This window comes from Limosilactobacillus albertensis (genome assembly GCF_014145555.1).
Lineage (GTDB): Bacteria > Bacillota > Bacilli > Lactobacillales > Lactobacillaceae > Limosilactobacillus > Limosilactobacillus albertensis.
The window spans coordinates 1-24,086 of record NZ_JACIVD010000023.1 but is presented as its reverse complement, the minus strand read 5'-3'; the positions used below and the strand labels follow the sequence as shown (position 1 = coordinate 24,086).

Below are 24,086 nucleotides of genomic sequence, written 5' to 3'. Positions count from 1 at the left end.
GCCAAAAACAAAAGCAATATGGTCACCGCTTACATCTCGAGCAAATTCATCATCGCTGTCGTTAAAGGATGCTCTAATACTAGGTTCATCCCCACTGTCGGCTTTTTCTTTGGTCCAACTAATTCTTCTTTTACCGTTTCAGCTTGAATATGAGCAGGACCTAAATAATAGAATTCCTTGCCAACCGCGTCACTCTGCTTTACAAACAAGTGCAGTTTTACTTGTGGTTTACCTGCTTTAACCCCTGCTAGAAGTCGTTGTACTTCATCAGATGAAAGATGCCGCGGGGTTCGCGTATACCACCGCAGCGATCGGCCATCTTGGAACTGGTTATTGTAGATAGCATTTCTTTTTTTTGCTGAATCTTTTTGATAAGTAATAAAGATTGGGCACACATCTTCTGCTACCCGGTATCCATATAAGGGCGCACTCACATCTAATGGCCAATTTAATAATCGACAGACATCTTTTCGATCGTATTGTTGATAAAGTGTAAATGACTGCTTGAAGTCATACTGCTTAGCTATTTCACGACCCGTCGTCAATATATCAACAAATAATCGTTTAAAATCATCATGAATTTTTAGACCTGCGCTAATCCTTGAATTAAACCGATAAGTTAACAAATCCTGATGATCAACTAGCGGTTCGCCGCCATATTGGTCTTTTCTTAATTTCTTACCGGCTTTCACATTAAAGAACCGCAAACTTAAAATGTCATCAACTGATTGTAAAACCTCAGGCGAGACACGGATATTTTGGCGCATTAATTCTGCTTTAAAAGCATCAATTGAATATGGACCGTGAAGCAAATGTTGAAGGAGGATAAGTTCATGCGGCCGTTTCCCGTTAAGGATTTCTTTAGTCAAGAAATTTAACACCTGACGTTCATAATCAGTTAATTTAAGATCAACGCCCATTTTTTCTAGGAATTCACCATAATGCTTAAGCTGCGTATTTTGCGCAAATACTAACGGATCAACCGAACCATAATGGTAAAAATCATTAAGCAATGGCGGCCTTCCTAGTTGAGCGGCTAATTCATGATAGGCTTGGCGCAATTCTTTCATTGAGTCTAACTTAACCTTATCAAGCGATGCTAGAATTTGCTCTTCAGCAACTTTCGTAAAGTTAATTGTTGACACATCAAGGTTTGCAGGCAATTTGACTTCGCAACGAGCGCAATCCTTACTTCGGCTATTATCTTGATTCAGTGCCATGGGGATCATATAGTTGTGCTGATAATTTCCAATAAAATCAATTACTGTTACAAACTCTTTCCCCGGATATTTTCTTAAACCGCGGCCTAATTGTTGCGTAAAAACGATTGGTGACTGCGTATTACGCATCATCACAATCTGATTTAATGAAGGAATATCGACACCTTCATTAAAAAGATCAACAGTGATAATATACTCGAGCTTTCCCGCCTCAAGCTGTTTAACCGCATTTAACCGTTCTTGACTGCTGTTTTGATTAGTTAACGCGATTGCTGGATGATGGGAAGCACTAAATAAGGCTGCTAATTCTTTTGCCTCTGCCTGACGACTGCAAAAGACCAGTCCCCGCGCTTGATTACCACAATAACCATAGTAATCTAACTGGTCAAGAATATACTTAACCCGCTTAGAAGCAACTAATTGACTTAATTTAGCAGTTTCAGTAATAACTTCGCCATCAATCTCATAGTCAGTTACGCCGACATAATGAAAAGGAGCCAGCATTTTAGCAGCTAACGCATCCTTCAAGCGAATTTCATAAGCTAAATGGTAATCAAATAATTTAAACACATCCTGGCTATCCATTCGCTCAGGTGTTGCTGTCATCCCTAACCAAAACCGGGGTGTAAAGTGGTTTAATACTCGCTGGTAGCTAGGTGCCGCCGCACGATGGGCCTCATCAATTAAAATATAATCAAATTCAGTCGGTTTAAGGCTATCAAGAATCGACTGCTGGCTGAACGTTTGAACGGTAGCAAATAAATACTTAGCATTCCAGTCATGACGATTCCCCGTTAACAGGCCATAATCTGCTTGCCTGCCACCGATGACGCGCTGAAAACTGGCTAATGATTTGCGGGCAATCTGTTCTCGGTGAACAATATATAAAAAACGACGCGGCTGATATTTTTTCACCGCAAATGCACCAAGATAAGTTTTCCCTGTTCCTGTTGCCGAAACAACCAGACCCTTGTTAGCTCCCTTTTTGACAAGATCCTCTAGTTGTTCTAATGCAGCTTTTTGCATCGCATTCGGTTGAACCTTCCCTAATCGTTTTGAACGAGACAGGTTAGTCTCCGGCGGTTGCCAATTCATGCGGTATTTTGCAAGCCATTCTGAAGTCAAGGGATTGCTTTCCTGCTTAACGGCATTCAATTCAGTTGTTATCTGTTGAAAAAGACTTCCCTCTTGACGTGAGCTTAACTTTAAATTCCATTCTTTATTAACCAGTAAAGCAGAACGAGTAAAATTAGCGCTGCCCACAATTACCGTTTGATATTCACCATGATCAAACAAATAGCCTTTAGTATGGAAGCCGCTAATATCAGCAATTTCAACGGTTAAATTTGGTATTTTTTGTAATTCCTCAAATACAGCCGGGTGGTTAAAATTCAAATAATCACTTGTAATTATCGTTCCACTAATTCCTGTTCTTGCTAAATCAGCCATTACCGCTTTGAATGGTACCAACATATCCAAAGTAATAAAAGCAACCGACCATGTAAAACTTTTGCATGATAGCAGTTCTTGGCGTAGCGTTTGCCAAATCGTAGCTGATTGATTATTAGTTAACAATTGCGGGCCCAAGAGCATATTACCTTGATATTGATTGCTGATAAGTCCATTCAAAATTGCATCTTGCAATACCAAACTATCCATGAAACGCACCTTTCTTAAAAGTCAGACAAGAAATAAAAACAAGCCGCAAATAATGCCACAGATAAACCCAGCAATTACATCTCGCGGAAAATGCACACCGCCAATCACACGGGTAATCGCAGAAATAATAGTTAATATGAGTAATATTATCCCCCAAAAAAGGCTTAACTTTAATCCGCACATAGCAATAACAGTTGCCGAAAAAACATGCCGGCTTGGCAGCGAATCACCCGTTTTATTACGAAAAATCAGCGGATCAATTGCAAATTTTTCATATGGACGAGGGGCATTAATTCGTTGGCGGACAAATGAAAGCATGAGAAAGCCAATACCAGGGATGAGGATAAAAGGCCATAACACTGAATAATCATTTCTTCCTACCCATATCAAAATTACACAGTAAGCAACATACATTACCCATACTACAAACTTATTAGCAACTCGTAATAAAGAAACAGCCCATGGGTGCCGACGAAAAGGAGCTGTGATTCGTTGATAGTTTTTTTGATAATTTTCCTTCATTAGGGCAAATCATTCCCCGCAGCAAGGTATAAATCATACCATTCCTGGTTAGTCAGAGTAATGTCGCTCCCTTTTGCACTATCGATTATATGTGCTGGCGTCATAGTGCCTAATAATACCTGCATGTGGGCAGGATGCCGCAAGATCCACGCAACAGCAATTGCATTTTTGCTTACTTCATACTTATGGGCAAGCGATGCCAGCAATTCGTTCAGCTCAGGGAATTGATCATTATTAATAAACGTTCCTGCAAATGTCCCATATTGGAAAGGCGACCAGGTTTGAATAGTCATATGTTTACGACGCGTATATTCTAATAAGCCGCCGTCATGATCATTCGCCGCATTGTCAGTCATATTTGTATGAAGGCCAAAATCAATCATTCCTGTATGCTTTAAGCCAAATTGAACCTGGTCAATTAATAGTCGCTGATTGGTTGCAGACTGAAGAAGGGCAATTTGTTGCGGATTGAAATTAGATACCCCAAAGTGCCGTACTTTCCCTGCTGCTTGGAGCTGGTCAAATGCCGCCGCTACTTCTGCAGGATCCATTAACGGGTCAGGACGGTGAATTAAGAATGAATCAAGGTAGTCAATGCCCATCCGTTGTAAAATGCCATCTACAGCAGCTATTAAATGTTTTTTTGATGAATCGTACCGTGTTATCTTATTGTCCGCATTTGCAAAAAGTCCCCCTTTAGACTGAATATAAAAGTCATCACGGGTAAGACTGCTTCTGCTGAGTGCCTCACCAAAGTGAATTTCTGAAGAACCCCGGCCCAATTGTGGATCATTGCCGTAAATATCAGCCGAATCAATAAAGTTTATCCCAGCATCATGCGCCGCTTCTAAGGCATCGACCGCTTTGGGCACCGGTAATGTTCCCATACGCATGATACCTAAAGCAATATTTGATACTTCCCAACTTGTTGCGCCAATTTTAACGTTTCTCATGTCAACGTCTCCTTTTTTCTCCCAGTCTTACGCTATTTTAATTTTAAGTTATCCTTTTTTACTTTGCCATTCATTCTGAGTTAAATTCATGTTACATTTAAGAAAATTTAAATTAAGGGTGAAAACAATTGAAAGCACAAACCAAAGGAATATTACTCGCTGCCGGCGGTGCCTCATTATGGGGTGGCTCAGGAGCAGCAGCACAATATTTATTTAGTACAAGCAATATAACCACTAGTTGGCTAGTTGCCATTCGGTTATTGACCGCTGGCATTCTTCTAACTATTTGGAGCGTTTATAAGAAGCCGCAACAAATCCATGATATTATTACCAATCGGTTTAATATCGTTATACTTCTTATGTTCTCTATCTTAGGGATGATGAATTCACAATTAACATATTTCTTAGCAGTTAAGTATAGTAATGCCCCGACCGCAACCGTTATTCAATATTTACAACCAGTAATTATAATTATTTGGCTAGCGCTTGCCCAGCATAAATGGCCGCGGAGGATTGATAATATTTCAATTACAATTGCCTTGATTGGGACTTTCTTTCTTGTCACTGGCGGTCATATTAATACTTTAACTTTGACACCGCTGGCCCTGTTTTGGGGGATTTGGTGTGCTTTTGCGGCAGCCTTTTATACCATGCTTCCCCGACCGTTGTTACAAAAATTTGATGCTCTCACTGTATGTGGTTTAGCAATGTTAGTTAGCGGTATTATCTTAATTCCTATCTTATTAATAGGCCCATTCCCCGCCCTAACCGGTTGGCAGTGGTTGCTCGTTATTTACATCGTTATTGGCGGCACAATGTTTTCTTATACCATGTTCTTACAGAGCATCCGCTATATTTCACCTGCCGCTACGGGAATCTTGAGTGCCTTTGAACCCTTAATTGCAACATTGCTGGCCGTTACTCTTCTTGGAACGCGTTTAACAATTGCTGCTGTGATTGGTTCGTTATTAATTCTTTTGACCACCTTTTTGCAAGCTATCCCGGTCGATCGAATGGTGAAATTTTTAAGCAAAAAAAAGAACAAAGCATGATAGCAAAGTTATTAGGACTTCTATCATGCTTTTTTTATAATCTAACATTTGGCACTATTTTAATAACAAAATTCACGGTATTACATCAATGTAAGCGCTAAACTAAAAATGATTAAAAATACTAATTTGAAAGGAAGCTATCATTTATGCCTATTAAATACCATGAGCAAAGCCGTGAATTTCACCTATATAATGACCACATAAGCTATATTATCAAGATCCTTCGCAACGACCAATTAGGACAGCTCTTCTTCGGCCAACGGGTCCCTGACCGTGCTAATCATGACCATTTAATCGAAAACACCTACCGCCCAGTTACTTCATATGTATATGATAACGATTATTCCTTTTCATTGGGCAATTTAAAACAAGAGTATCCGGCCTATGGAACAACTGATTACCGGATGCCGGCCTTTGAAGTCAAACAGCCGAATGGTAGTACAATTACTGATTTTAAATATATATCACACAAAATTTTTCCTGGTAAACCTAAACTTGATAACCTGCCTGCAACCTATACTGAGGACGATAGTGAAGCAACAACCCTCGAAATCTTACTTCATGATTCGCTGATTGATGTTGATCTCGTTTTAACGTACACCATTTTCAACCACTATAATGCAATTGCCCGTAGTGTTAAATTTATTAACCACGGTGAGCATTCTTACCAATTAACTACCGCAATGAGTATGAACCTCGACTTACCGGATGATGACTATGATTGGTTGCAATTCTCCGGTGCTTGGGGTCGTGAACGGCAGCTAAAGTCCGCTCACCTGCGTCCCGGAATCCAATCAGTTGGCAGTACTCGCGGGGCTTCCAGCCATATGGAAAATCCCTTTGTTATCCTCAAGCGGCCACATACTGATGATTTTCAAGGAGAAGCATATGGTTTTTCATTAGTTTATAGCGGTAACTTTCTTGCTCAGGCTGAAGTTGACCCTTACAAGGTGACACGAGTTCAAATGGGAATCAACCCATTCCATTTTTCATGGAAGCTTAATCCCCAGGAATCATTTCAAACGCCAGAAGCAGTAATGGTTTATACCAATAACGGACTTAATGACCTTAGTCAAAACTTCCACCATCTTTACCAGCAACGGTTAGCGCGCGGATATTGGCGTGACCAGCAGCGCCCAATCCTTGTTAATAATTGGGAAGCTACTTACTTTGATTTCACAGAGGACAAACTCCTCTCTCTTGCTAAAACAGCTAAATCCCTAGGAATCGAGCTATTTGTTCTTGATGACGGCTGGTTTGGCAAGCGGACAACTGAAACAGCCGGTCTGGGTGATTGGTGGGTTAATCGTGACCGCCTTCCAGATGGTATTAGCGGTCTATCAGCTAAAATTCACGATTTAGGAATGATGTTTGGTCTCTGGTTTGAACCTGAAATGACAAATAAAGACAGCGAACTTTATCGACAACACCCTGATTACATTCTTGAGACCCCTAATCGCCATGCATCACAGGGACGGAAACAGTATGTCCTCGACTTCTCACGACCAGAAGTAGTAGATTACGTATATCAATTAATGGCAAAAGTCTTACGTGAAGGAAACGTGGATTACGTTAAATGGGATATGAATCGTAATATCACAGAATGTTTCTCAACCGCATATCCTGCTGATCAACAGGGTGAAATCTTCCATCGCTATATTTTAGGGGTTTATCGGCTCTATGACCAGTTAATTCATGATTTTCCTAAGATCCTATTTGAATCCTGCGCTAGTGGTGGCGGACGCTTTGATGCCGGTATGCTTTACTACGCTCCCCAAGCATGGACAAGCGATGATTCAGACGCAATTGAACGCTTAAAGATTCAAACTGGAACATCGTATTGCTACCCGACTAGTTCAATGGGCGCACATGTTTCTGTTTCCCCAAATGAACAGTTACAACGCCAAACACCTCTTAAGACTCGTGCTGACGTAGCCTACTTTGGTGCATTCGGCTATGAACTAGACCTCAATGCCCTTTCACCAGATGAATTAGCGGAAATCAAACAACAGATTATTTTTATGAAAAAGCATCGGCAGCTCTTCCAGTTTGGAACCTTCTACCGGTTAAAAACTCCTTTTGAAAGCAATATCGTCGCCTGGCTTGTTGTTTCTCCTAATAAAAAACATGCCATCATGGGATATTTTAAAATTCTTAATGACGTTAATGCAGAATATCGGCTACAACGGATTCCAGGGCTTAACCCAACTGCTAATTACCGCATTACAGAAGAAGCCGGAAACTGCCTTGGCTCGTTTAGCGGTAGTGAACTAGCTAACATTGGTCTTGTTACTACCGATGCGTCTGCAGGAGAAAATAAAGAAACTACCGATTTTTACAGCAGACTATTTATCTTTGACGCAGAATAACAGTGAGGTGGTTTTATGTATCGAACCAAACGGATAATTATGGCATTTATTGGCGTAACACTCTGTGGATTTTGTGTTGGAATGCTCCAAAAAGCTAATCTTGGCGTTGACCCGTTCACCTGCTTTGTAACTGGAATTGCTAATATTTTTAGTTCAACCTATTCAACCTTTTATTTAATTTTAACAGGGGCGCTATTGCTGCTCGTCCTAATCTTGCGACGGCATTATATTGGAATTGCGACAATAATCAACCTATTTTTTACCGGCATAGCAGCTGATGTAATGCACGCGCTGTTAGATACGGTATTTCCCCACCCTAGTCTTGCAATTCGATGGAGCCTAATGCTAGTCGCGATTGTTTTCACTTGTCTAGCAGCAGCTCTTTACTTTACTGCCGACCTTGGAGTATCTGCCTATGATGCAATTGCGCTCATTGCCGCTTATAAGTATCGTCTTCTCCCCTTTAAATACTGTCGAATCATTACGGATAGCGTTTGTGTCTTAGTCGGTTTTGCTTTCAACGTAACTCTCGGCGTTGGCACAATAATTACCGCCCTATTTATGGGACCATTAACGCAATGGTTCAGGAGTCACTTGGCTGAACCAATTCTTACCCATGGACAAATAAAAACGGTAATATAATAAGGCTCACGAGTTCTTCTAAGTACGTATTCTAGATTTTACTCTGTTGTCGATATTGGCGCGGACTAATTCCATAAGTTCTTTTAAATACCCGGGTAAACGAGTTTGTCCGTTGATAGCCACAGTGTTCTGCTACCTGATCAATACTAAGCTCCGATGACTCTAACAGGTGCCGTGCTTTGGTAATCCGAAAATTGCGAATATATTCACTGGGCGTTAAATCAAGATTTTGTTTAAACAAATCAGTAAGGTAACTTCGATTAACGTTAACTGACTGCGCAAGACTATCGACCGTCACTGTCGTTAGGTGATGACTTACATGGTGAATTGCCGCTGTTACATAAGGATTTTGCTTCGGTTTAATTTGTTGGACATCAGCAATTGTTCCAGTAGCAATATAGCTTAGAAAACGAAAAAGGCAGCTTAAAGCGCGTAAATTATTCTCAGGGGTCATAGAATCAAGGTCTAGGATTTCATTAACACAGTTGGCAAGTCCATATGATTCATCACTATTGAATACCGGACTTGTTTCTGAAAGATTGAGCTGATCAATCCACGCAGCTGCACTTTTGCCAGTAAAGCCTAGCCACACATAGGACCACGGTGTTTCTTCATCTGCAATATATGTAGTCCTATAGTTAGGTTCGATTAAAAATCCTTGTCCGGCATGAAGGTGGTAAGCAACATTATTAACCTTGAATATGCCAGACCCAGATAAAATATAATGGATTAGGTAATATGGACGAACTGCTGGCCCATACCTATGTCCTGACATCGTATCTGAACGACCGACTGATGTTAATCCTAGTTCTACGTTTGACGAAACAGCATAATCACGTGAAATTGCTTTTTCCATTATTTTTTGCCCCCCTCATATAAAATAACGATAGCGTTTTCAAAAGCGTTCAAAAAAAGACAGCTCAGATTAATCTGAGCTGTCTTTTTAGGTCAGGGCGGTATGTGGGATTCGAACCCACGCGTGCCGGACCCACAAACCGGTGTGTTAACCAAACTTCACCAATACCGCCATAACAACTGTTAATAACTATAACACAAAGTAACGGTAAATAAAAAGACTTTTTTTATTTTTCTTGATCATTTTTGGAATAATTAACCATTCGCAAGAAATTATCAACATCTAAACTAGCTCGACCGATTAATACGCCGTCTACATTAGGCTTATTCATAATCTGTCCAACATTGTCAGGATTAACACTTCCACCATATAAAATGCGAATCTTATCAGCAATCTCATACGTATAATTATCGGCAATCGTTCGGCGAATCTGCCGACATCCTTCCTCAGCCAAAACCGGGTTTGCGTGCTGACCATATCCTACTGCCCAACTTGGTTCATAGGAAACAACTACATTTTTAATTTGGTCCAGTGAAACCCCACGAAGCACGCTCATTAACTGCTGAAAGACGTAATGAATTTCTCCATTAACTTCTTTTTGGACCATTGTCTCATCAGTACAAATAATTGGTGTCACGCCCATCTCAAGCGCTGCTAAAACTTTTCGATTGACCGTGTCGTTATCTTCATTAAATAGGCGGCGACGTTCAATATGCCCCAACATAACATAGGACACTCCAGAATCTGCCAGCCCCCGCAAACTAATCTCACCAGTATATGGGCCTGAATATTCGGCCGATGCATTCTGGGCGATAATTTTCAAACCAGAATCATCTGCTGCTTGAATCATGCTTGGCAGTGAAAATGCCTGTGCTGCAATTCCAACTTCAAGCTTTTGCGGATCTGGTAGTTTGTTTTTTATCGCGTTAACAAATTCTACAGACTCTTGAACGTTTTTATGCATCTTCCAATTAGCTGCAATAAAAGGTTTTCGCATTTTTCGCTCCTCCTTTAACTATCAGTTTTAAGTATCGCATATTTCCCACAAATTTTTCATTAAATATTCGCTAAATTTTGTCCCATACTGATTCCGTTTTCTTTTATAAGTTAACAAATTCTTGCTATTCTTTAGCTAAGAGAATTCTTAACGGGAGGGACATTGATGAAACGAATTTATGAACTAGCTACTAAGTTTAGTCACGCTTTACGCCTGTTCACGATCTTAGCCTTAGCAATTTTAGGAACCGTATTGACAGTTCTCTTATTTACCGAAATTTTCTCACTTATTCCATTAATGATAGCTGGAAATACCGACCATGTTATTTTTAAAATTTTAGATCGAGTAATTGTCTTTTTCCTTTTCTTTTCATTTATCACGATGATTATTGCCGCCCTAAAACACCATGGACATATTGCAGTTGATTTTCTACTTAGCTTAGGTATCATGGCTCTAATTCGGGGACTTATCGCTGCTCACGGACAACCGTATGAAATTCTCACAAGTTCTATTGCTATTTTATTGTTAATCATCGGTATGGTAACATTGAAGCACTTTATGAAATGAGGAGTCTTATAAATGGCAAAAGCATACTTAATTCACGGAACTTCAACTCGTGATGACGACTGGTTTCCATGGCTAGAGGAAGCAGCTAAACCGGCTGTTGAAATTGACCGGCTTTGGCTCCCTAACCCTTATCGCCCAGATCAGAGTAAATGTGACCAAGCAGTTAATGACCAAATCGAACCTCATGATGACCTTATTCTCATTGCCCATAGCCTCGGTTGTATTACTGCCCTGCGTTATCTTGAGCACCATCAAATAAAAAATGCACGTTTATTGCTGGTTGGGGCGTTCGATAAAAATTTACCTAACTATCCGCAACTTGATAAATTTATGGTGCCAGCACCCAATTATCAGCAAATTACTTCCAAAATATCTAAGGCAACGGTAATTACCGCGAAGGATGATCCAATCGCACCATATAAAAATAGCATTGAAGTCGCTAATAAGATTAGAGCAAAACTCATAGTTCAAGAAACTGGCGGTCACTTTTTAAGCAGCGATGGTTTCACAAAGTTCCCTTTAGCCTTAAAAGAATTAAACAGATTAGCTGAATAGCTTAATCTTTTAAAGAAAAATAGCCAGATATATTCATAATTAAAATTAATTTATTCACATAACAGTCACTTATAATATTTTCCTTATAAACGTGCCCTTTTCGCATAAAAAAGCTCATTAAAAGCTTAGCTAATTATTATCGCCACTGTCGCCAAGACCTGTTACAATACTTGGTGGAGAGGGGAAAACAAAGATTTTAATTTGTTTTCCAAAAAGGCAACTGTAATTAGTTGTGCTGTAAAAAATGTCTTAATTATGTAAAAGGAGTTGTTCAATATGATGTCAATTATGAGTAATATGATCGCCTTGGTTAGCTTTGTTGCACTGATTATTGCAACATGCGCCCACGTAATTAACAACCGGGCCTAGCAATTATTTTCATTATTCATACTGGTAAGAGTTGAGAATTAATTTTCTCAGCTCTTATTTTTATTTAACGCCGTTATGTTCTACTCACTCATCTTTTATTTTTGCGTTACAATTAAAGTAATTTACACTATTAAGGAAGCCGGTAATTAATGACAAAATTTAAGAAGCATACAACCGAGGAAATGGATTATTGGGAAAAAACACAAGCAACCGAACTATCTAAGATTCGCGCATCCCAACACCATTTAATTTATAACCTCGTTGCTTATGTTGTAATTTCAATTATTGAATATTGGTTGGCTGAAATTAGTAAATCGCAAACGTTGCGTGCCGATGCATTTAACAACCTTTCTGGAATCATTTCAACCTTTTTACTCATGATGGGTTTGCACATTGCACAAGATGTCGATGACGACGATATTATCGGTGCTAAACTTCCTGACGGAAACTATCAAGCTCACATGGGATCTGACCAACGAGTACAATTTGTCCGCTGGCGGTATGAAACAATTTTTTCACTTGTAACAGCGGTCGTCATGGTTGCCATTGCGTTAAGCGTAATTATCGATGGGATTAAAAGCCTCCTTACGCCGGCAAGCCGGGTTGTCCCCCAGCCAGTTGCCCTAATCGGGGCGGGAGTTGCCTCAATCATTATGCTGGTTGTCTGGTACATGAATCGCCAAACAGGACTTAAGTTAAAAAACGCAGCTTTACTTGCATCGGCTCAAGATAGTTTAAGTGATGCCTTTACAAGTATCGGTACCCTAATTTCAATCGGCGGGGCTCTCCTTTTTAACCTCCGTTGGCTTGATGGTGCAACAAGTATCGTTGTCGGTTTCTTTATTCTTTACTCTGGATTAAAAATCTTTTTCGAGAGTAGCCTTAACTTAACCGATTATTTTGACCCCCGTGCGGAACAAGAATACCGCCAAGCTATTATGCAAGTTAAACCGGTCATTAAGGTTGTCGAATTAAAAGCCCACTATAACGGTAATGTAGTTACCCTCGATGCATCTGTTATGGTTAATGCTAAAATGACAATCTTACAAAGCTTCCAGCTATCGGAACATATTGAGAATATGCTTCGCGAAAAATTTGGTATTATTGATACTGATATTTCATTTATCCCTGACCCGCATTCATTTTTAGACAAAGATGTTTCAGGAGATTTTTAATTTTATTTAAATTAGAGATTGACAAACTAAAATGAGAATGCTTTAATAAACACAACATCAAATGAAAGGAACGACAATTATGACTACCTGCTCATTAAATACAGCTAAGTACTATAACAACTATGCTTATCGCGCGTAAGTGTCTGTACTTTAGGTACGGACAACGGTGTTCGTACCTAAGCAGGGTTGTTTTAATGAGTCCTTTGCTAGGTACACAATCTAGTAAAGGGTAGCGTTCTTCCATTATTTATACTACCAAGCCCACTAACTGGATTGTGCAATCACCGCTGATCTAGTTAGTGTTTTTTATTAGAATTTAAGGAGAATCAAATAATGAAAGCTACTAAAAAGTCATTAAATCAATCTGAACCTACTTTTGGGTTCGGCGAAAGTTTACTTATCCTTGCCGGCATCCTATGTATTCTCGGATACCTGATTATTTTTAAGCACCAAGAACCGCAAGCTCCACTATTCATTTCTTTTGTCCTTCTCGCAGTTTACGGGCGCATTCGTGGATTTAAATGGAACACGGTAATGGACGGCATGCGAAGTGGTCTTCGAGCTGGTGTTGATCCTTTAATTATCTTCCTTTCTATCGGAGTCCTTATCGCTACATGGATTTTTTCAGGAACCATCCCCACTATCATGTACTTTGGATTTGAAATTATTTCTGTTAAATTCTTTCTACCAACCGTCTTTATTGTTTGTACCCTTGTCGGTGTTGCATGTGGAAGTTCATTTACCACTGTTTCAACAATGGGAATTGCATTTATTGGAATTGGCGCAACATTAAAAATTAATCCTGGCCTTACTGCTGGTGTTATTGTTTCTGGTGCATTTTGCGGATCAAATATTTCGCCGCTTTCTGGAACAACCAATCTTGCCGCCAGCGTTGGTGAAATCAGTATTTACAAACATATTAAATCGCTGCTAGTAACTGATATTCCTGCATGGGCGATCTGTATTGTCCTATACACCTTTCTCGGACTCAACTCTAAGAATGTTAGTCTAAGTGCGGTTCATAAAATGATGAATGGTCTTGCAAATGGTTTCTGGATTTCCGGGTGGGCACTTTTACCGGTTCTGCTCTTAATAATTCTTGCATTCTTACAGGTACCCGCCATTCCTTCTCTTGGTCTCGGATCATTATTTGCTGCTTTGTTAGGATGGATTCATGCACCAAGTACAAGCATCTCAACCATTACTAATACCATCATGACTGGTTACGTCTCCCATACCGGTGATAAAACAATTGATACTTTACTTTCTAAAGGTGGAATTGCAAGTATGCTAACCTCACTTGCCCTCATCATCTTTGCTTTGGCACTAGGTGGTCTTTTAATCAAGTTTAATATTATCAAAGCAATTATTGACCACCTTGCTGGTATTGTAAAAACCCCAGGCCGACTTACAATGGCCACCGCTGTTACTTGTGTGGGTGTTAACTTAATGGTTGGGGAACACTACTTAGCAATCTCCCGGTCAATCATTCTTGCCTGCATTTGAAAAACTTGGCTTAAAGCGAGCATACTTAACCCGAATCCTAAATGATGCCGGAGCCGCGGTTAATGCAATTGTTCCCTGGAGTGTATCCGGCGTATTTATTGCCAGCACCCTGCAAATTAATCCGCTTAACTTTATTCCATGGGCTTTTTTCCCATTCCTAGTTACGATCATCTGTGTTGTAGCTGGAATGCTCGTTAAGGTACCGGTCAAACAATCTACCGTCGCCAATTTAGCAACGGACCAAGCCTAAATTTATTTCTTATCAAAGTTTTCATGTTATAGTAAAGGCAATGTTAAGATGTTGATTCCATTAAGGAGTGATACCTATGCGAGCCTTTACTCATAGTGAATTAGCAAAATATGATGGTCGAGAAGGACGTCCTGGTTATATTGGCGTCAATGGAAATGTTTATGATGTCTCAGAAGTTCCAGAATGGGAGGGTGCTGAAGTCCATGGTAGTGTCGTTGGTCATGATTTATCAGACGTCACTTACCAAGAAGCAGCCCAGAAGTATTCTCCCGTTTCAAAGCTGCCATTAATTGGAAAACTAGTTGATTAAAATAATTAATAATGAGCTAACGATTAACCTAATTGTCTAAATAAAGGCTCCCTAAATCGATTATTGATTTGGAGAGTCTTTATTTTTGCTTATTCTTCATTAACAACAGTAATCCGTTCACGATGATGACGAGGTGCTAAAATCTCATTTACGACTACTTCTGCAACTGTTCCCGTTGAAACCTTTGATTCTTTTTGTTCATTAAATAATAGTTGGTCTTTACCCACAATATAACTTGTTGCTGGGCCCGCCTCAAACGTTGCTGATGGTGAAATTCCAACCCAGTCGATATCCGTAATCGTTTCTAAGTATTGTAACTCTTTTAACTGTTGCCGCGGTGTATTAATCCATTTTTCAGCACCTGGCATTTTAGCAATGTCTTCAACAAATAAATGTTCATCAGCACCAGTCTTAAGGCTGCCGGCTCCTAAGATGAAGATTAGTCTAATCTTATTTTTACGTGCTATACTTACTAATTTTTCAGCTAAGCGGGTTTGACGATCAGCATTTTCTGGACTAGTTCCATACGCGTCCACAATCACATCAAAACGCGATAACAAGCTATCATTCAAGGCAAATATATCACCACTTAATAATTTGGCATCATTACCAAGAATCTCTCGCGCTTTGTTTTCATGACGCACAATTCCAGTTACATCTAATTCGGGGGTTGCGGTTGCTAATTTATATATTGCACTACCAGCCATTCCGGATGCACCAATTATTCCAACTCTGATCATTGATAATCACTCCTCAACGTTTGTCCAAAGTTACTTTTACGATTACCTTATCATGGAAAAGTACAATTACAAAAAGAAAGGTCTTCATAATAAACTCAGCAAACCGTTTTTAAATTTTTTTCATTTAGGTAATCTTTAATTATCGCCATCATCGCACCTCCATAATGTTCAAGACGATACTTACCTACCCCCTCTACTGTTAAAAATTCCGCCGATGTTTGAGGAAGAACACGTACCATATCATTGAGACTCGTATTAGTGAAAACAATAAATGGAGCGACTTTAGTTTCCTTTGCGAGCTCTAAACGTTTTAAGCGCAGTTTCTCAAATAGATCTTTATCATAAGAAGTAAATCTTAGTGGATATTCACTAAACCTTTTTCTTTTAACTACTATTTTATTTTCTAATACCTCCAACCCTGCTGTTGTTATAAAGAGGTACCTTCCTTGCCTTATTTCTAGATAATCAGTTGCTATTAAATAATCTATTAAATTTAAAACTTTCTCTTGTGAATAATTTTGTAATGCTCCATATTGCTCGTATATTTCAGCTCCATTTTCTAACATTCTTTGATTTCGAGATCCTGTAACTATCTGAGCAATGTTAATTTTGTTATATTGTCCATGAGCTAGCTTTACTAATGCAATCAAGATCTGTGCCTCCGATGTAATATCATCCAGTTCGCCTTTATATAAACAATTACTGCATTGGTGGCACGGGTGACAATTCCCGCCTAAGTACCTTGCGATTTCTCTTTGTAAGCATCTCGACGTATTAGCATACTGTGCTACTGACTGAAGGCCATTGTATTGCCGGATTTTTTCTTCATTATCAATATCGATTCTCTTATTAATTGTCCACCATTGTTTTTTAGTATTAGCCTGTTTGAAATAAAGGATAACCTCACAAGGCAGATCATTTTTCACACTCCCTATGTCCAACAAGTACTCGCCTAAACTTTTCGGACTACTTATATGGATCATAAATCGGACATTCACAGGGCATTTACGGAAATCGGCTAAATTCGTAGTTATAAATATCTGATCTTTCATTTGACCTGGAGCACAAGACACTGCTACATTAATATGCCGAGCTCTTAAATATGCCGCCAATGTATTGCCTTCTTCGGTTGATCGAACACATATAATCCCTGATTGTCCCTTATACTTATCAATATACCCAATGAGCAATCTTTTTATATTGATTGGCGGCTGAACTACTCGTAGTCTAATAGTTTGGGAACTTAGCTTTTGAAGCATACTACTATTTTGGCTGTTCATCTCATTTTTGCTCATTTATTTCTCCTCAATACATTTTATGGTAAGGATATTATAGCAGTACTGTTTGATTCGAATGCAAGAATAAATTTTAAATATTACAAATAAAATAAGCGAAGTTAGCTTAAACAATAACTTCACTTACCAATTTATTATGATTTCTCCTGTGCTATTAAATAATGACGAATATTACGAATGCATTTATTAAATTCCACCCACTCATTAAATGTCATTTCAACATTTTTAACTTGATACTTATCTGGTGGTGTAATAATCGCTAATTCTTGTCCTTGATGCTTAAGAATAAGATGCGATTTAAGCTTCTCGAGCGTATAATGGCGTCCTGCTAGCCAATCTCTTAATTCCTGAAAAGAAGTTATATCCATATGCCCTTACCTCCTAATGTTATTTTTATTCTAAATAAAATATCAACTATTGGCTAAAGACAACCAAAGATGACATAATAAATTCAACATAGCGAAAGAAGAGTGATTAATATGCAAACAGTGGTTATTATCGGCGGAACATCTGGTATTGGTCTTGCAACTGCAAAATTATTCCTTGAAAATGGCTGGAATACGATGATTGTTGGTCGTGATTATCAAAAAGGACGCAATGTTGCTAAGCAATTAAGCGAAAAGTACTCGCCACATCATGTTGCATTTCAGCAAGCGGATATCAGTAACGCAGCTGATGTAAAAAAACTTTATCAAACGACAATTGATAAATTCCAAACGGTAGATGCATTGGTTAATAATGCAGGAATCGTCATTCACGGTGAATTACACGAAACAAGCGAACAAGATTGGGACAAAATCTTTGCAGTTGATGTTAAGGGAACCTACTTAGTTAGCAAAGCATTTCTCCCGATAATGATTAAGAATAATCATGGCAGTATCGTTAATATTTCTTCAGTTTCTGGTATGGCTGGTGACCGGGCAATGGTTGCTTATAATGCTGCCAAGGGCGCAATCATTAATATGACGCGGGCAATGGCTATCGATTATGGTAAGAATAATATTCGAGTAAATGTCGTTGCTCCAGGACCGACAGCCACTCCGCTTTTTCATCAAGATAAACAAAAATTTGCTCAAAATAGTCCCTTAAACCGTATTGTTGAACCAGAAGAAGTTGCTGCTGCGATCTACTTTGTTACAAGCCCTGCTGCTAGTGCGATCACTGGCGAAACAATTCCTGTAACGGCAGGATTTGAAATTTCAACTGGACAGCCAATGTAAAAAGGCATTAGTAGTATCTATCTACTACTGATGCCTCTTTATTTACCCTATTTATCTTCACCATCAATAATTTTATCTAATAACCGCGATAACTCTTCTTTTTCACTTGCTGTTAGATTATCAAAAAGGTGACCAAACATTTTTTGCTGCTGATCCTTAATTTCATTAGCTCGGGCTTCTCCTAAATCAGTTAAGAAAATTAAAGTGGCTCGTTTATCGGTTGGGTCCACAGTCCGCTTAATATACCCATCATCCTCAAGCTTACTGAGCGATTCAGAAACTGATGATTGATTAATTCCCGCCTTTTCAGCAATTTTTTTCGCACGAATTCCTTCAGAAGCATCCGCAATAATTGTCAAAAGATTTTCCCGAATTAATCCCTGACGATTCATAAAACCAGGTCGGTTATTCATCATTGCTGAATGGTCAAATCCTGGACGCTGGCCCATCATGTCCGACCAGCCATTCATTGACTGCCTTCCCGCCATTGGCCCATTCATTGGTGAAAAACCGCCACGCCCAAACATATTATTATTATTCATATCTGTTTGTTGAAATTCACGACCACCAAAGCCGAATTTCCCCATTTGTTGTCGTGAAAAGCCTTGATTGTTCCCCCATAATGTATTGCCCCGTAATACTGATAAACTCTTTAACATTTTTTGAATTAATTCCATATCACTGATTTCTGTCATGATTATCTCTCCTTGAATTATATTAGTTTAATTAAGTATTTACTTTCGAACTTTACTTCTTACTTCAGCAGTCTTTAATGGATTGCCTGATAGTAGAAAAATAAGAAGTACAATCATCGTTCCTAAAGCGATTAATTGATTTGTAAGCATATCATTATCCTCCACTAATTTTATCGTTTAATAATATGCTTCGGTACCGATGTATATAATATAATACCTTTATATTTTATTGTCAATATATTTCGGTACCAAATTAATTTAAAATTGTTTTTGTGGAAAATTAATACTCCGCTTTACTAGTATTTCTAATTTATCTATTTTAGAATTTGCTTAAAGGTATGTAGAAGGGTGGCTAATATAGTGATTCATAATATCCAAACTGTCTCGGGTTACATTGAAGAAATCGAAAAATTAATTAGTGATAAGAAACAAAATTATTATTTTCGCGGACAAGATGATGCTTTTTCAAACACCTTACCCTCTGTATTCCGTAGTCGAAAACTTCTCGATAATGAGGATAATATGTTTAACGACTTTTTAATGACTGATCCCCAGCTTTTTGAAAAATGCCGGACTAATTTTGAACGCATGGCATTAATGGAACACTACCACCTGCCAACTAGGTTATTAGATGTTAGTAGTAATCCGCTCATCGCCCTCTTTTTTGCAGTTAAGGGTGGTCAGGGGAATGGGGAAGTATATATTTATAAGGACCAACCCAACCGCGATAAATTAGCTGAAATGCTTGATGAACGAGGATGGCACGAACTTATTGCTGAATATGACTTTAAGAGTGGCTTAACTAATCACAATTATTTCAAGAAAAACGCCTTTAGCAACGAAATGCAGCTTGAGTCCTCATTGGCACGGCAGTCGATGGCCGATAAAAGTGCCTTTTTCCAGACAATTAAAAACTTCTACCAGTTAGATGATAATTATATTAGTCAGCAGCATCGGCTATGGAGTAATGATTATCTTAACTATTTTGATGATAATACCTCAAACTACTTTGCTGAGTTTAAACATGACCTACATACGTTGCCTTTTCTTCGTTTATTTGAGGAAGCCAAGCGTGATATCCCAAGCTTTGAAAACAAATTAAATCCCCTCGAACTAATTGTCCCCAAAATTGTAACCGTCAAACGAATGAGTCGTCGAATGGAAAATCAGCAAGGGCTTTTTCTTTTCGTTCCCTTTATCGGCGATGAGTATGATCAATCCGTAAATATTAATTACTCTGAGGTTGAACGCCAAGCACAATCGGCAATCGATATCCTTAGTCTTTATAATTCTGAAAAGCCTAATGAAAAAGAAAAATATATTATTCCCGCCCAATATAAACGTCCCATTCTAGATGAATTGTCAAAACTCGGCATTGATTACAGTTTTATTTATCCAGAAGATCATGCCAAGAAAGCAGAAATGATTAAAGAGAGATATTTGGGTCTTTAATTTGTCACGAACTTTGTATAATTGCTCAAGATCGTGTTGATTAACGGGGATTGTAGAATGATAGTAGTTGCCGAGAAAGAATAAGGTAATTAATTCTTTAAACATAGAACGACATAACGACGATAATATCTATCATTTTCAATCATAAATTTACTTCTCCCATCCCGAAACGGCTACTTTACCAATCATATGACCACTTTCTACTAAACTATGCGCCTTACGAAGATTAGCTGCATTCAAGGGAGATAATGATCGTGTTAACGTGCATTTCAACTTACCTTCATCAAGCAGTTGTGCGATTGTATCTAAAATAGTATGTTGAGTTTGCATGTCGCTCGTATGATAGTAAGATTTGGTATACATCCATTCCCATGTAAAAGTGGCCTTTTTCGGAGTCAAAAGACGTAGGTTAATTGGCCGCTTATTTTCAGTGATTGAAGCAATAGTCCCTTCTGGTTTAATTAACTCACACATTTCTTTCCAGTGACTATCGATGTCTTTGAGTTCTAAAATATAGTCTACATATTTGTAGCCAAGCTTTCGTACTTCATCAACTAAGTTATTTCTGTGGTTTACAGTATACTTAGCGCCATGTTCTTTAACCCACTTAATACTTTCAGGACGTGAGGCCGAAGCGATAACAGTTAAGCCTGCATTGGCCGCTAATTGAGTTGCGACCGAACCTACTCCTCCAGCGCCATTAATAATAAGGATAGTTTTACCTTTATTTTCTGAACTAGTAGTTGGTAATGATAACTGTTCAAATAATGCTTCATATGCAGTTAATGATGTCAGGGGCATTGCAGCCGTTTCATCATCACTTAATGTCTTTGGCGCGTGTCCCACAATTCGTTCATCGACTAGTTGATACTCACTGTTACTCCCAGGACGCTTAAAAGATCCAGCGTAGAATACTCTATCACCAGGTTTAAAAAGTGATACTTGTGCCCCTACTTCTTTCACAATTCCACAAGCGTCCCAACCAATAATTTTCGGTGTTGTTAAAGTGCCTCGTCCGTTATGTCGTACACTAGTGTCAACTGGATTAACAGATACAGCATTAATTTTTACTAGTAGATCATGTCCCTTAGGAGAAGGAATATCCTTTTCAAAAACAAATAAACTTTGAGAGTCATTTATGTCTAAATGTCGTGTGAAACCAATAGCTTTCATATTATGTCCTCTTTTCTGTTTTGTACTAACAAATAGTAACTCGATTGAATAAATTAAAAAGAGGAGAATTTAAATTTTCTATGTAACAATTATTTCCCCAATAGCAACACAACCGGGAATAATGTATTATAAAATAAGTTAATTCTTTGAAAGGAGTGCTAGCCTTGCAAAGGCATATTTTCAATTGTAGTAAAGGCTGTCCAGTAGAAAGCACGTTACAAATAATTTCCGGCAAGTGGAAAAGTGTTATTCTATATCACCTTATAAAAGATGAAGTATGTAGATTTAGTGAATTACAAAAGAAAATGCCTCATTGTTCCCGAAGAATGTTATCTTTACAACTCAATGAATTAGAAACAGATAAAATTATAGAAAAAAAGATATATCCAGTAATTCCACCAAAAACAGAATACCGATTAACTAGCTTTGGAAAGACTTTAATACCAGTTATTATTGAGATGGAAAAATGGGGTCAAATGTATAATCATATAAATTCATAAAATATTGATTAAAAAGAAACACCGTAAAACTAATTTCTATTGATTATAGTTCACTTACAGCGTTTCTTTAATTATTCTTTATACAATCATGTACTTCCATGTCATGAAAAGCCTAAAATAGCCCGTTATAACGATCATAAACGCCGTTATAACGGGCTATCATCTTACCTAGCGCTGATAAGTTTGCTTACTTAGTCGAGCAACATTGTAGTTAATGTAATCTTCATTCACTTTACTTAGAAGATCTACAATCTTGCTATCTTGTGACACTAGGTTATAGTCATCCATTGCTTCTTTATCTGTTTTATCAATGTCCAGAACGCTTTGACCATTAAATTTATCATGTACTTCAGTTATCAATGGGCCATATTGAAAGTGGACGATTGTTGCAAAAAATAATTTATTTCTAGTTGCAGCTAAAAATCTCTCATACGCAATGTAGAGCAGTTTAATGACTTTCATTTGCGTTAATGGGTCAATATTTAAATCACTAACCCGTTCAAAGTAGTTTTCAACTCGTAGCCAGTTAGCCAACTGTACCGCTGTAAACCTAGGTTGTTCCCTTTGTGATTCACACAATACCATCCCTCTTACTTAGATAAGAACTAACCTTTGAAACTAATTCATCAGAATAATTATTTTTCTCATCAGCAATATATTGTTGGAGCACATCATCGTTAGCAATAAGTGATTTTAACAGTCTATTATTGGCTTTAGTAGGAAATGCACCAGCTTCGTAAAGGGCGATGGTGTTTGGACTTAATCCAGTTAATTCAGCTAAATTCCGTTGAGATAGTCCTACCTTAGCACTGTATTGCTTTAACTCTTTTGGTGACAATAATCCCATCTCATCACGATATTGTTGACGAGCTATTTCAGCAGCTTGATCATCCAGTTTCTTATCTGGAATCAGTTCATTGGTGTTACTGTCAAAAAGAGCCGGTGCTGTTACCGTGTACTCATGTCCATTAATGGTATAAGTAGTTGTGAAGTTCTTTTGGTAAGCCATGTAAACCTCCTCCTTTAATAATCAAGATGAAAACTGATAAATACCGCTTGTAATGGATTATTTCGATTAGGTTCATGTTTGACAAAATCGTTAATGGATAGCTATCTAACAATTTCTTTAGCTAAAGTTACAGAAACCAGCATTGCCATTCTACTTTGTCGTTGAACCATATAGAATCGATCATGATTTACAAGAAATTTCAATTTTGCTAACGCTTCAGCAATCTCCATTACAATCTCCCTAATATTTTATTGCTATACCCTTCTTATAGCATAATGATAATTAAGTTGCTACTAATTAGTAGCAAGGACGTTAAAAGGTAAAGGATCTTAATCAAAATTCACAAAATGATCAAGATACTCTGAGCATGATTAAGATATTTTAACTTAATAAAGTTAACACATTTTAATACACACCGATCCTTGACACACCAGCGATCCGAGCACTTCAACACTGATGATAGTCTCAGTATAGGTGATTCGGGGTAGCCGGTTTTAGACGTATTGATAATGACTGCTTACGATAATTTTACAAAACTACAATAATTTATTAAAATAGGAAAGTTAATATTTTAATAACCAAGGAGAAATAAGATTGTGAACATAAAAATCCACTTAACCTGGTGGGGAATATTGGTAATTGCTATTTTAATTTACCTTATCGCACTAATTTAGAAAAACAAAAGAACCACTACCTAAATTAGGTAGTGGTTCTTTATTCAAATTATGCTGACTAGAGGATTCGAACCTCCGACCTCATCATTACTAGTGACGTGCTCTGCCAACTGAGCTAAGTCAGCATAATAACAATTCCTTGTTAATTATAACAGAAACTGCCATTAAATAAAAGACGCGAATCGTTAACCGGTCCACGTTCTAGTTTGCGTGGCAACGTCCTATCCTCGCAGGGAGCGATCCCCCAACTACTTTCGGCGTGTTGAAGCTTAACTTCTGTGTTCGGCATGGGTACAGGTGTATCCTTCAAGCCATCATCACCACAC

General features: G+C 38.3%; 21 protein-coding genes, 2 tRNA genes, 1 rRNA gene and 2 pseudogenes. 11 read left to right on the top strand and 15 right to left on the bottom strand.

Annotation, left to right across the window (positions count from 1 at the left end; all coding sequences use genetic code 11):
* Positions 1-29: 29 nt before the first annotated feature.
* Genes H5S41_RS00360 through H5S41_RS00350 form a run of 3 tightly spaced genes read right to left on the bottom strand, consistent with a single transcriptional unit; the run spans position 30 to position 4,354 of the window.
* Complete coding sequence (locus H5S41_RS00360) at positions 30-2,879, bottom strand: DEAD/DEAH box helicase (protein WP_182601517.1); 2,850 nt, start codon at positions 2,877-2,879, stop codon at positions 30-32.
* Between the two features lie 21 nt (positions 2,880-2,900).
* Positions 2,901-3,401 carry a phosphatase PAP2 family protein gene (locus H5S41_RS00355; protein WP_182601515.1) on the bottom strand — a complete coding sequence of 167 codons (501 nt, stop codon included), beginning with the start codon at positions 3,399-3,401 and terminating at the stop codon, positions 2,901-2,903.
* Entirely contained in the window at positions 3,401-4,354 is a 954-nt protein-coding gene (locus H5S41_RS00350; RefSeq protein WP_182601513.1) for an aldo/keto reductase, read from the bottom strand. The genes H5S41_RS00355 and H5S41_RS00350 overlap by 1 nt, the downstream gene beginning before the upstream one ends.
* 128 nt (positions 4,355-4,482) lie before the next feature.
* Between H5S41_RS00350 and H5S41_RS00345 the strand changes: the two genes are divergently transcribed.
* From H5S41_RS00345 to H5S41_RS00335, 3 genes are all read left to right on the top strand, one after another.
* Positions 4,483-5,406 (top strand): DMT family transporter, encoded by a 924-nt coding sequence (locus H5S41_RS00345; protein ID WP_182601511.1) that lies wholly within the window; start codon positions 4,483-4,485, stop codon positions 5,404-5,406.
* Positions 5,407-5,552: 146 nt separating this feature from the next.
* Positions 5,553-7,775 carry an alpha-galactosidase gene (locus H5S41_RS00340; RefSeq protein ID WP_182601509.1) on the top strand — a complete coding sequence of 741 codons (2,223 nt, stop codon included), beginning with the start codon at positions 5,553-5,555 and terminating at the stop codon, positions 7,773-7,775.
* A gap of 15 nt (positions 7,776-7,790) precedes the next feature.
* Positions 7,791-8,417 (top strand): YczE/YyaS/YitT family protein, encoded by a 627-nt coding sequence (locus tag H5S41_RS00335; protein WP_182601506.1) that lies wholly within the window; start codon positions 7,791-7,793, stop codon positions 8,415-8,417.
* A 31-nt stretch (positions 8,418-8,448) separates the two neighbouring features.
* Here the strand turns inward: H5S41_RS00335 and H5S41_RS00330 are convergent, their stop codons facing one another.
* The 3 genes from H5S41_RS00330 to tpiA all read right to left on the bottom strand — a co-directional run bounded on the left by H5S41_RS00330 (position 8,449) and on the right by tpiA (position 10,270).
* Positions 8,449-9,273 carry an AraC family transcriptional regulator gene (locus H5S41_RS00330; protein WP_182601504.1) on the bottom strand — a complete coding sequence of 275 codons (825 nt, stop codon included), beginning with the start codon at positions 9,271-9,273 and terminating at the stop codon, positions 8,449-8,451.
* A gap of 96 nt (positions 9,274-9,369) precedes the next feature.
* Positions 9,370-9,444 (bottom strand) — tRNA-His (locus H5S41_RS00325).
* A gap of 55 nt (positions 9,445-9,499) precedes the next feature.
* Positions 9,500-10,270 (bottom strand): triose-phosphate isomerase, encoded by a 771-nt coding sequence (gene tpiA, locus H5S41_RS00320; protein ID WP_153710453.1) that lies wholly within the window; start codon positions 10,268-10,270, stop codon positions 9,500-9,502.
* Positions 10,271-10,435: 165 nt separating this feature from the next.
* On the opposite strand from tpiA, the gene psiE reads away from it, so the two are divergent.
* The 5 genes and pseudogenes from psiE (at position 10,436) to H5S41_RS00295 (ending at position 15,002) form a co-directional block, all read left to right on the top strand.
* Positions 10,436-10,837 (top strand): phosphate-starvation-inducible protein PsiE, encoded by a 402-nt coding sequence (gene psiE / locus H5S41_RS00315; protein WP_153710452.1) that lies wholly within the window; start codon positions 10,436-10,438, stop codon positions 10,835-10,837.
* Between the two features lie 12 nt (positions 10,838-10,849).
* A complete protein-coding gene (locus H5S41_RS00310) occupies positions 10,850-11,392 on the top strand; it encodes an RBBP9/YdeN family alpha/beta hydrolase (RefSeq protein WP_182601502.1) in 543 nt (180 codons plus the stop codon).
* 518 nt (positions 11,393-11,910) lie between these two features.
* Positions 11,911-12,936 carry a cation diffusion facilitator family transporter gene (locus H5S41_RS00305; RefSeq protein ID WP_182598822.1) on the top strand — a complete coding sequence of 342 codons (1,026 nt, stop codon included), beginning with the start codon at positions 11,911-11,913 and terminating at the stop codon, positions 12,934-12,936.
* 333 nt (positions 12,937-13,269) lie between these two features.
* A pseudogene (locus H5S41_RS00300) lies at positions 13,270-14,692 on the top strand (Na+/H+ antiporter NhaC family protein).
* Positions 14,693-14,768: 76 nt separating this feature from the next.
* Positions 14,769-15,002, top strand: a complete 234-nt coding sequence (locus tag H5S41_RS00295) for a cytochrome b5-like heme/steroid binding domain-containing protein (protein ID WP_153710448.1) — start codon at positions 14,769-14,771, stop codon at positions 15,000-15,002.
* An 89-nt stretch (positions 15,003-15,091) separates the two neighbouring features.
* Here the strand turns inward: H5S41_RS00295 and H5S41_RS00290 are convergent, their stop codons facing one another.
* From H5S41_RS00290 to H5S41_RS00280, 3 genes are all read right to left on the bottom strand, one after another.
* The gene (locus H5S41_RS00290) at positions 15,092-15,742 is read right to left on the bottom strand and encodes an NAD(P)-dependent oxidoreductase (protein WP_182601494.1); all 651 of its coding nucleotides are present in this window, start codon (positions 15,740-15,742) and stop codon (positions 15,092-15,094) included.
* A gap of 95 nt (positions 15,743-15,837) precedes the next feature.
* Complete coding sequence (locus H5S41_RS00285; RefSeq protein WP_182601492.1) at positions 15,838-17,037, bottom strand: RecQ family ATP-dependent DNA helicase; 1,200 nt, start codon at positions 17,035-17,037, stop codon at positions 15,838-15,840.
* Positions 17,038-17,171: 134 nt separating this feature from the next.
* Entirely contained in the window at positions 17,172-17,405 is a 234-nt protein-coding gene (locus tag H5S41_RS00280) for a hypothetical protein (protein ID WP_153710444.1), read from the bottom strand.
* A gap of 111 nt (positions 17,406-17,516) precedes the next feature.
* On the opposite strand from H5S41_RS00280, the gene H5S41_RS00275 reads away from it, so the two are divergent.
* A complete protein-coding gene (locus H5S41_RS00275) occupies positions 17,517-18,257 on the top strand; it encodes an SDR family NAD(P)-dependent oxidoreductase (RefSeq protein ID WP_182601483.1) in 741 nt (246 codons plus the stop codon).
* 47 nt (positions 18,258-18,304) lie between these two features.
* On the opposite strand, the gene H5S41_RS00270 is transcribed toward H5S41_RS00275, so the two are convergent.
* A complete protein-coding gene (locus tag H5S41_RS00270) occupies positions 18,305-18,952 on the bottom strand; it encodes a MarR family winged helix-turn-helix transcriptional regulator (protein ID WP_182601481.1) in 648 nt (215 codons plus the stop codon).
* A gap of 360 nt (positions 18,953-19,312) precedes the next feature.
* Here H5S41_RS00270 and H5S41_RS00265 point away from each other — a divergent pair, with 360 nt between their 5' ends.
* Complete coding sequence (locus H5S41_RS00265) at positions 19,313-20,404, top strand: FRG domain-containing protein (protein ID WP_182601480.1); 1,092 nt, start codon at positions 19,313-19,315, stop codon at positions 20,402-20,404.
* Between the two features lie 150 nt (positions 20,405-20,554).
* Here the strand turns inward: H5S41_RS00265 and H5S41_RS00260 are convergent, their stop codons facing one another.
* Positions 20,555-21,577 carry a zinc-binding alcohol dehydrogenase family protein gene (locus H5S41_RS00260; protein WP_182601478.1) on the bottom strand — a complete coding sequence of 341 codons (1,023 nt, stop codon included), beginning with the start codon at positions 21,575-21,577 and terminating at the stop codon, positions 20,555-20,557.
* Positions 21,578-21,741: 164 nt separating this feature from the next.
* Here H5S41_RS00260 and H5S41_RS00255 point away from each other — a divergent pair, with 164 nt between their 5' ends.
* Positions 21,742-22,077, top strand: coding sequence for a winged helix-turn-helix transcriptional regulator (locus H5S41_RS00255; protein WP_182601475.1), 336 nt, complete (start codon positions 21,742-21,744; stop codon positions 22,075-22,077).
* Positions 22,078-22,245: 168 nt separating this feature from the next.
* Here H5S41_RS00255 and H5S41_RS12070 read toward each other — a convergent pair.
* The 4 genes and pseudogenes from H5S41_RS12070 to rrf all read right to left on the bottom strand — a co-directional run bounded on the left by H5S41_RS12070 (position 22,246) and on the right by rrf (position 24,085).
* Positions 22,246-23,086 (bottom strand): annotated as a pseudogene (locus H5S41_RS12070) (type II toxin-antitoxin system antitoxin SocA domain-containing protein).
* A 101-nt stretch (positions 23,087-23,187) separates the two neighbouring features.
* Positions 23,188-23,316 (bottom strand): hypothetical protein, encoded by a 129-nt coding sequence (locus H5S41_RS11820; protein WP_259395000.1) that lies wholly within the window; start codon positions 23,314-23,316, stop codon positions 23,188-23,190.
* A 496-nt stretch (positions 23,317-23,812) separates the two neighbouring features.
* Positions 23,813-23,885: transfer RNA gene (locus H5S41_RS00245), tRNA-Thr, on the bottom strand.
* A gap of 83 nt (positions 23,886-23,968) precedes the next feature.
* Positions 23,969-24,085: ribosomal RNA gene (rrf, locus tag H5S41_RS00240) — 5S ribosomal RNA — on the bottom strand.
* Position 24,086: the final 1 nt, after the last annotated feature.

What these genes read in the sequence shown, in the direction of transcription:
- H5S41_RS00360 (WP_182601517.1), bottom strand. Translation starts at nt 2,879, where the DNA reads ATGGATAGTTTGGTATTGCAAGATGCAATTTTGAATGGACTTATCAGC.
- H5S41_RS00355 (WP_182601515.1), bottom strand. Translation starts at nt 3,401, where the DNA reads ATGAAGGAAAATTATCAAAAAAACTATCAACGAATCACAGCTCCTTTT.
- H5S41_RS00350 (WP_182601513.1), bottom strand. Translation starts at nt 4,354, where the DNA reads ATGAGAAACGTTAAAATTGGCGCAACAAGTTGGGAAGTATCAAATATT.
- H5S41_RS00340 (WP_182601509.1), top strand. Translation starts at nt 5,553, where the DNA reads ATGCCTATTAAATACCATGAGCAAAGCCGTGAATTTCACCTATATAAT.
- H5S41_RS00335 (WP_182601506.1), top strand. Translation starts at nt 7,791, where the DNA reads ATGTATCGAACCAAACGGATAATTATGGCATTTATTGGCGTAACACTC.
- H5S41_RS00330 (WP_182601504.1), bottom strand. Translation starts at nt 9,273, where the DNA reads ATGGAAAAAGCAATTTCACGTGATTATGCTGTTTCGTCAAACGTAGAA.
- tpiA (WP_153710453.1), bottom strand. Translation starts at nt 10,270, where the DNA reads ATGCGAAAACCTTTTATTGCAGCTAATTGGAAGATGCATAAAAACGTT.
- psiE (WP_153710452.1), top strand. Translation starts at nt 10,436, where the DNA reads ATGAAACGAATTTATGAACTAGCTACTAAGTTTAGTCACGCTTTACGC.
- H5S41_RS00310 (WP_182601502.1), top strand. Translation starts at nt 10,850, where the DNA reads ATGGCAAAAGCATACTTAATTCACGGAACTTCAACTCGTGATGACGAC.
- H5S41_RS00305 (WP_182598822.1), top strand. Translation starts at nt 11,911, where the DNA reads ATGACAAAATTTAAGAAGCATACAACCGAGGAAATGGATTATTGGGAA.
- H5S41_RS00295 (WP_153710448.1), top strand. Translation starts at nt 14,769, where the DNA reads ATGCGAGCCTTTACTCATAGTGAATTAGCAAAATATGATGGTCGAGAA.
- H5S41_RS00290 (WP_182601494.1), bottom strand. Translation starts at nt 15,742, where the DNA reads ATGATCAGAGTTGGAATAATTGGTGCATCCGGAATGGCTGGTAGTGCA.
- H5S41_RS00285 (WP_182601492.1), bottom strand. Translation starts at nt 17,037, where the DNA reads ATGAGCAAAAATGAGATGAACAGCCAAAATAGTAGTATGCTTCAAAAG.
- H5S41_RS00280 (WP_153710444.1), bottom strand. Translation starts at nt 17,405, where the DNA reads ATGGATATAACTTCTTTTCAGGAATTAAGAGATTGGCTAGCAGGACGC.
- H5S41_RS00275 (WP_182601483.1), top strand. Translation starts at nt 17,517, where the DNA reads ATGCAAACAGTGGTTATTATCGGCGGAACATCTGGTATTGGTCTTGCA.
- H5S41_RS00270 (WP_182601481.1), bottom strand. Translation starts at nt 18,952, where the DNA reads ATGACAGAAATCAGTGATATGGAATTAATTCAAAAAATGTTAAAGAGT.
- H5S41_RS00260 (WP_182601478.1), bottom strand. Translation starts at nt 21,577, where the DNA reads ATGAAAGCTATTGGTTTCACACGACATTTAGACATAAATGACTCTCAA.
- H5S41_RS11820 (WP_259395000.1), bottom strand. Translation starts at nt 23,316, where the DNA reads ATGGAGATTGCTGAAGCGTTAGCAAAATTGAAATTTCTTGTAAATCAT.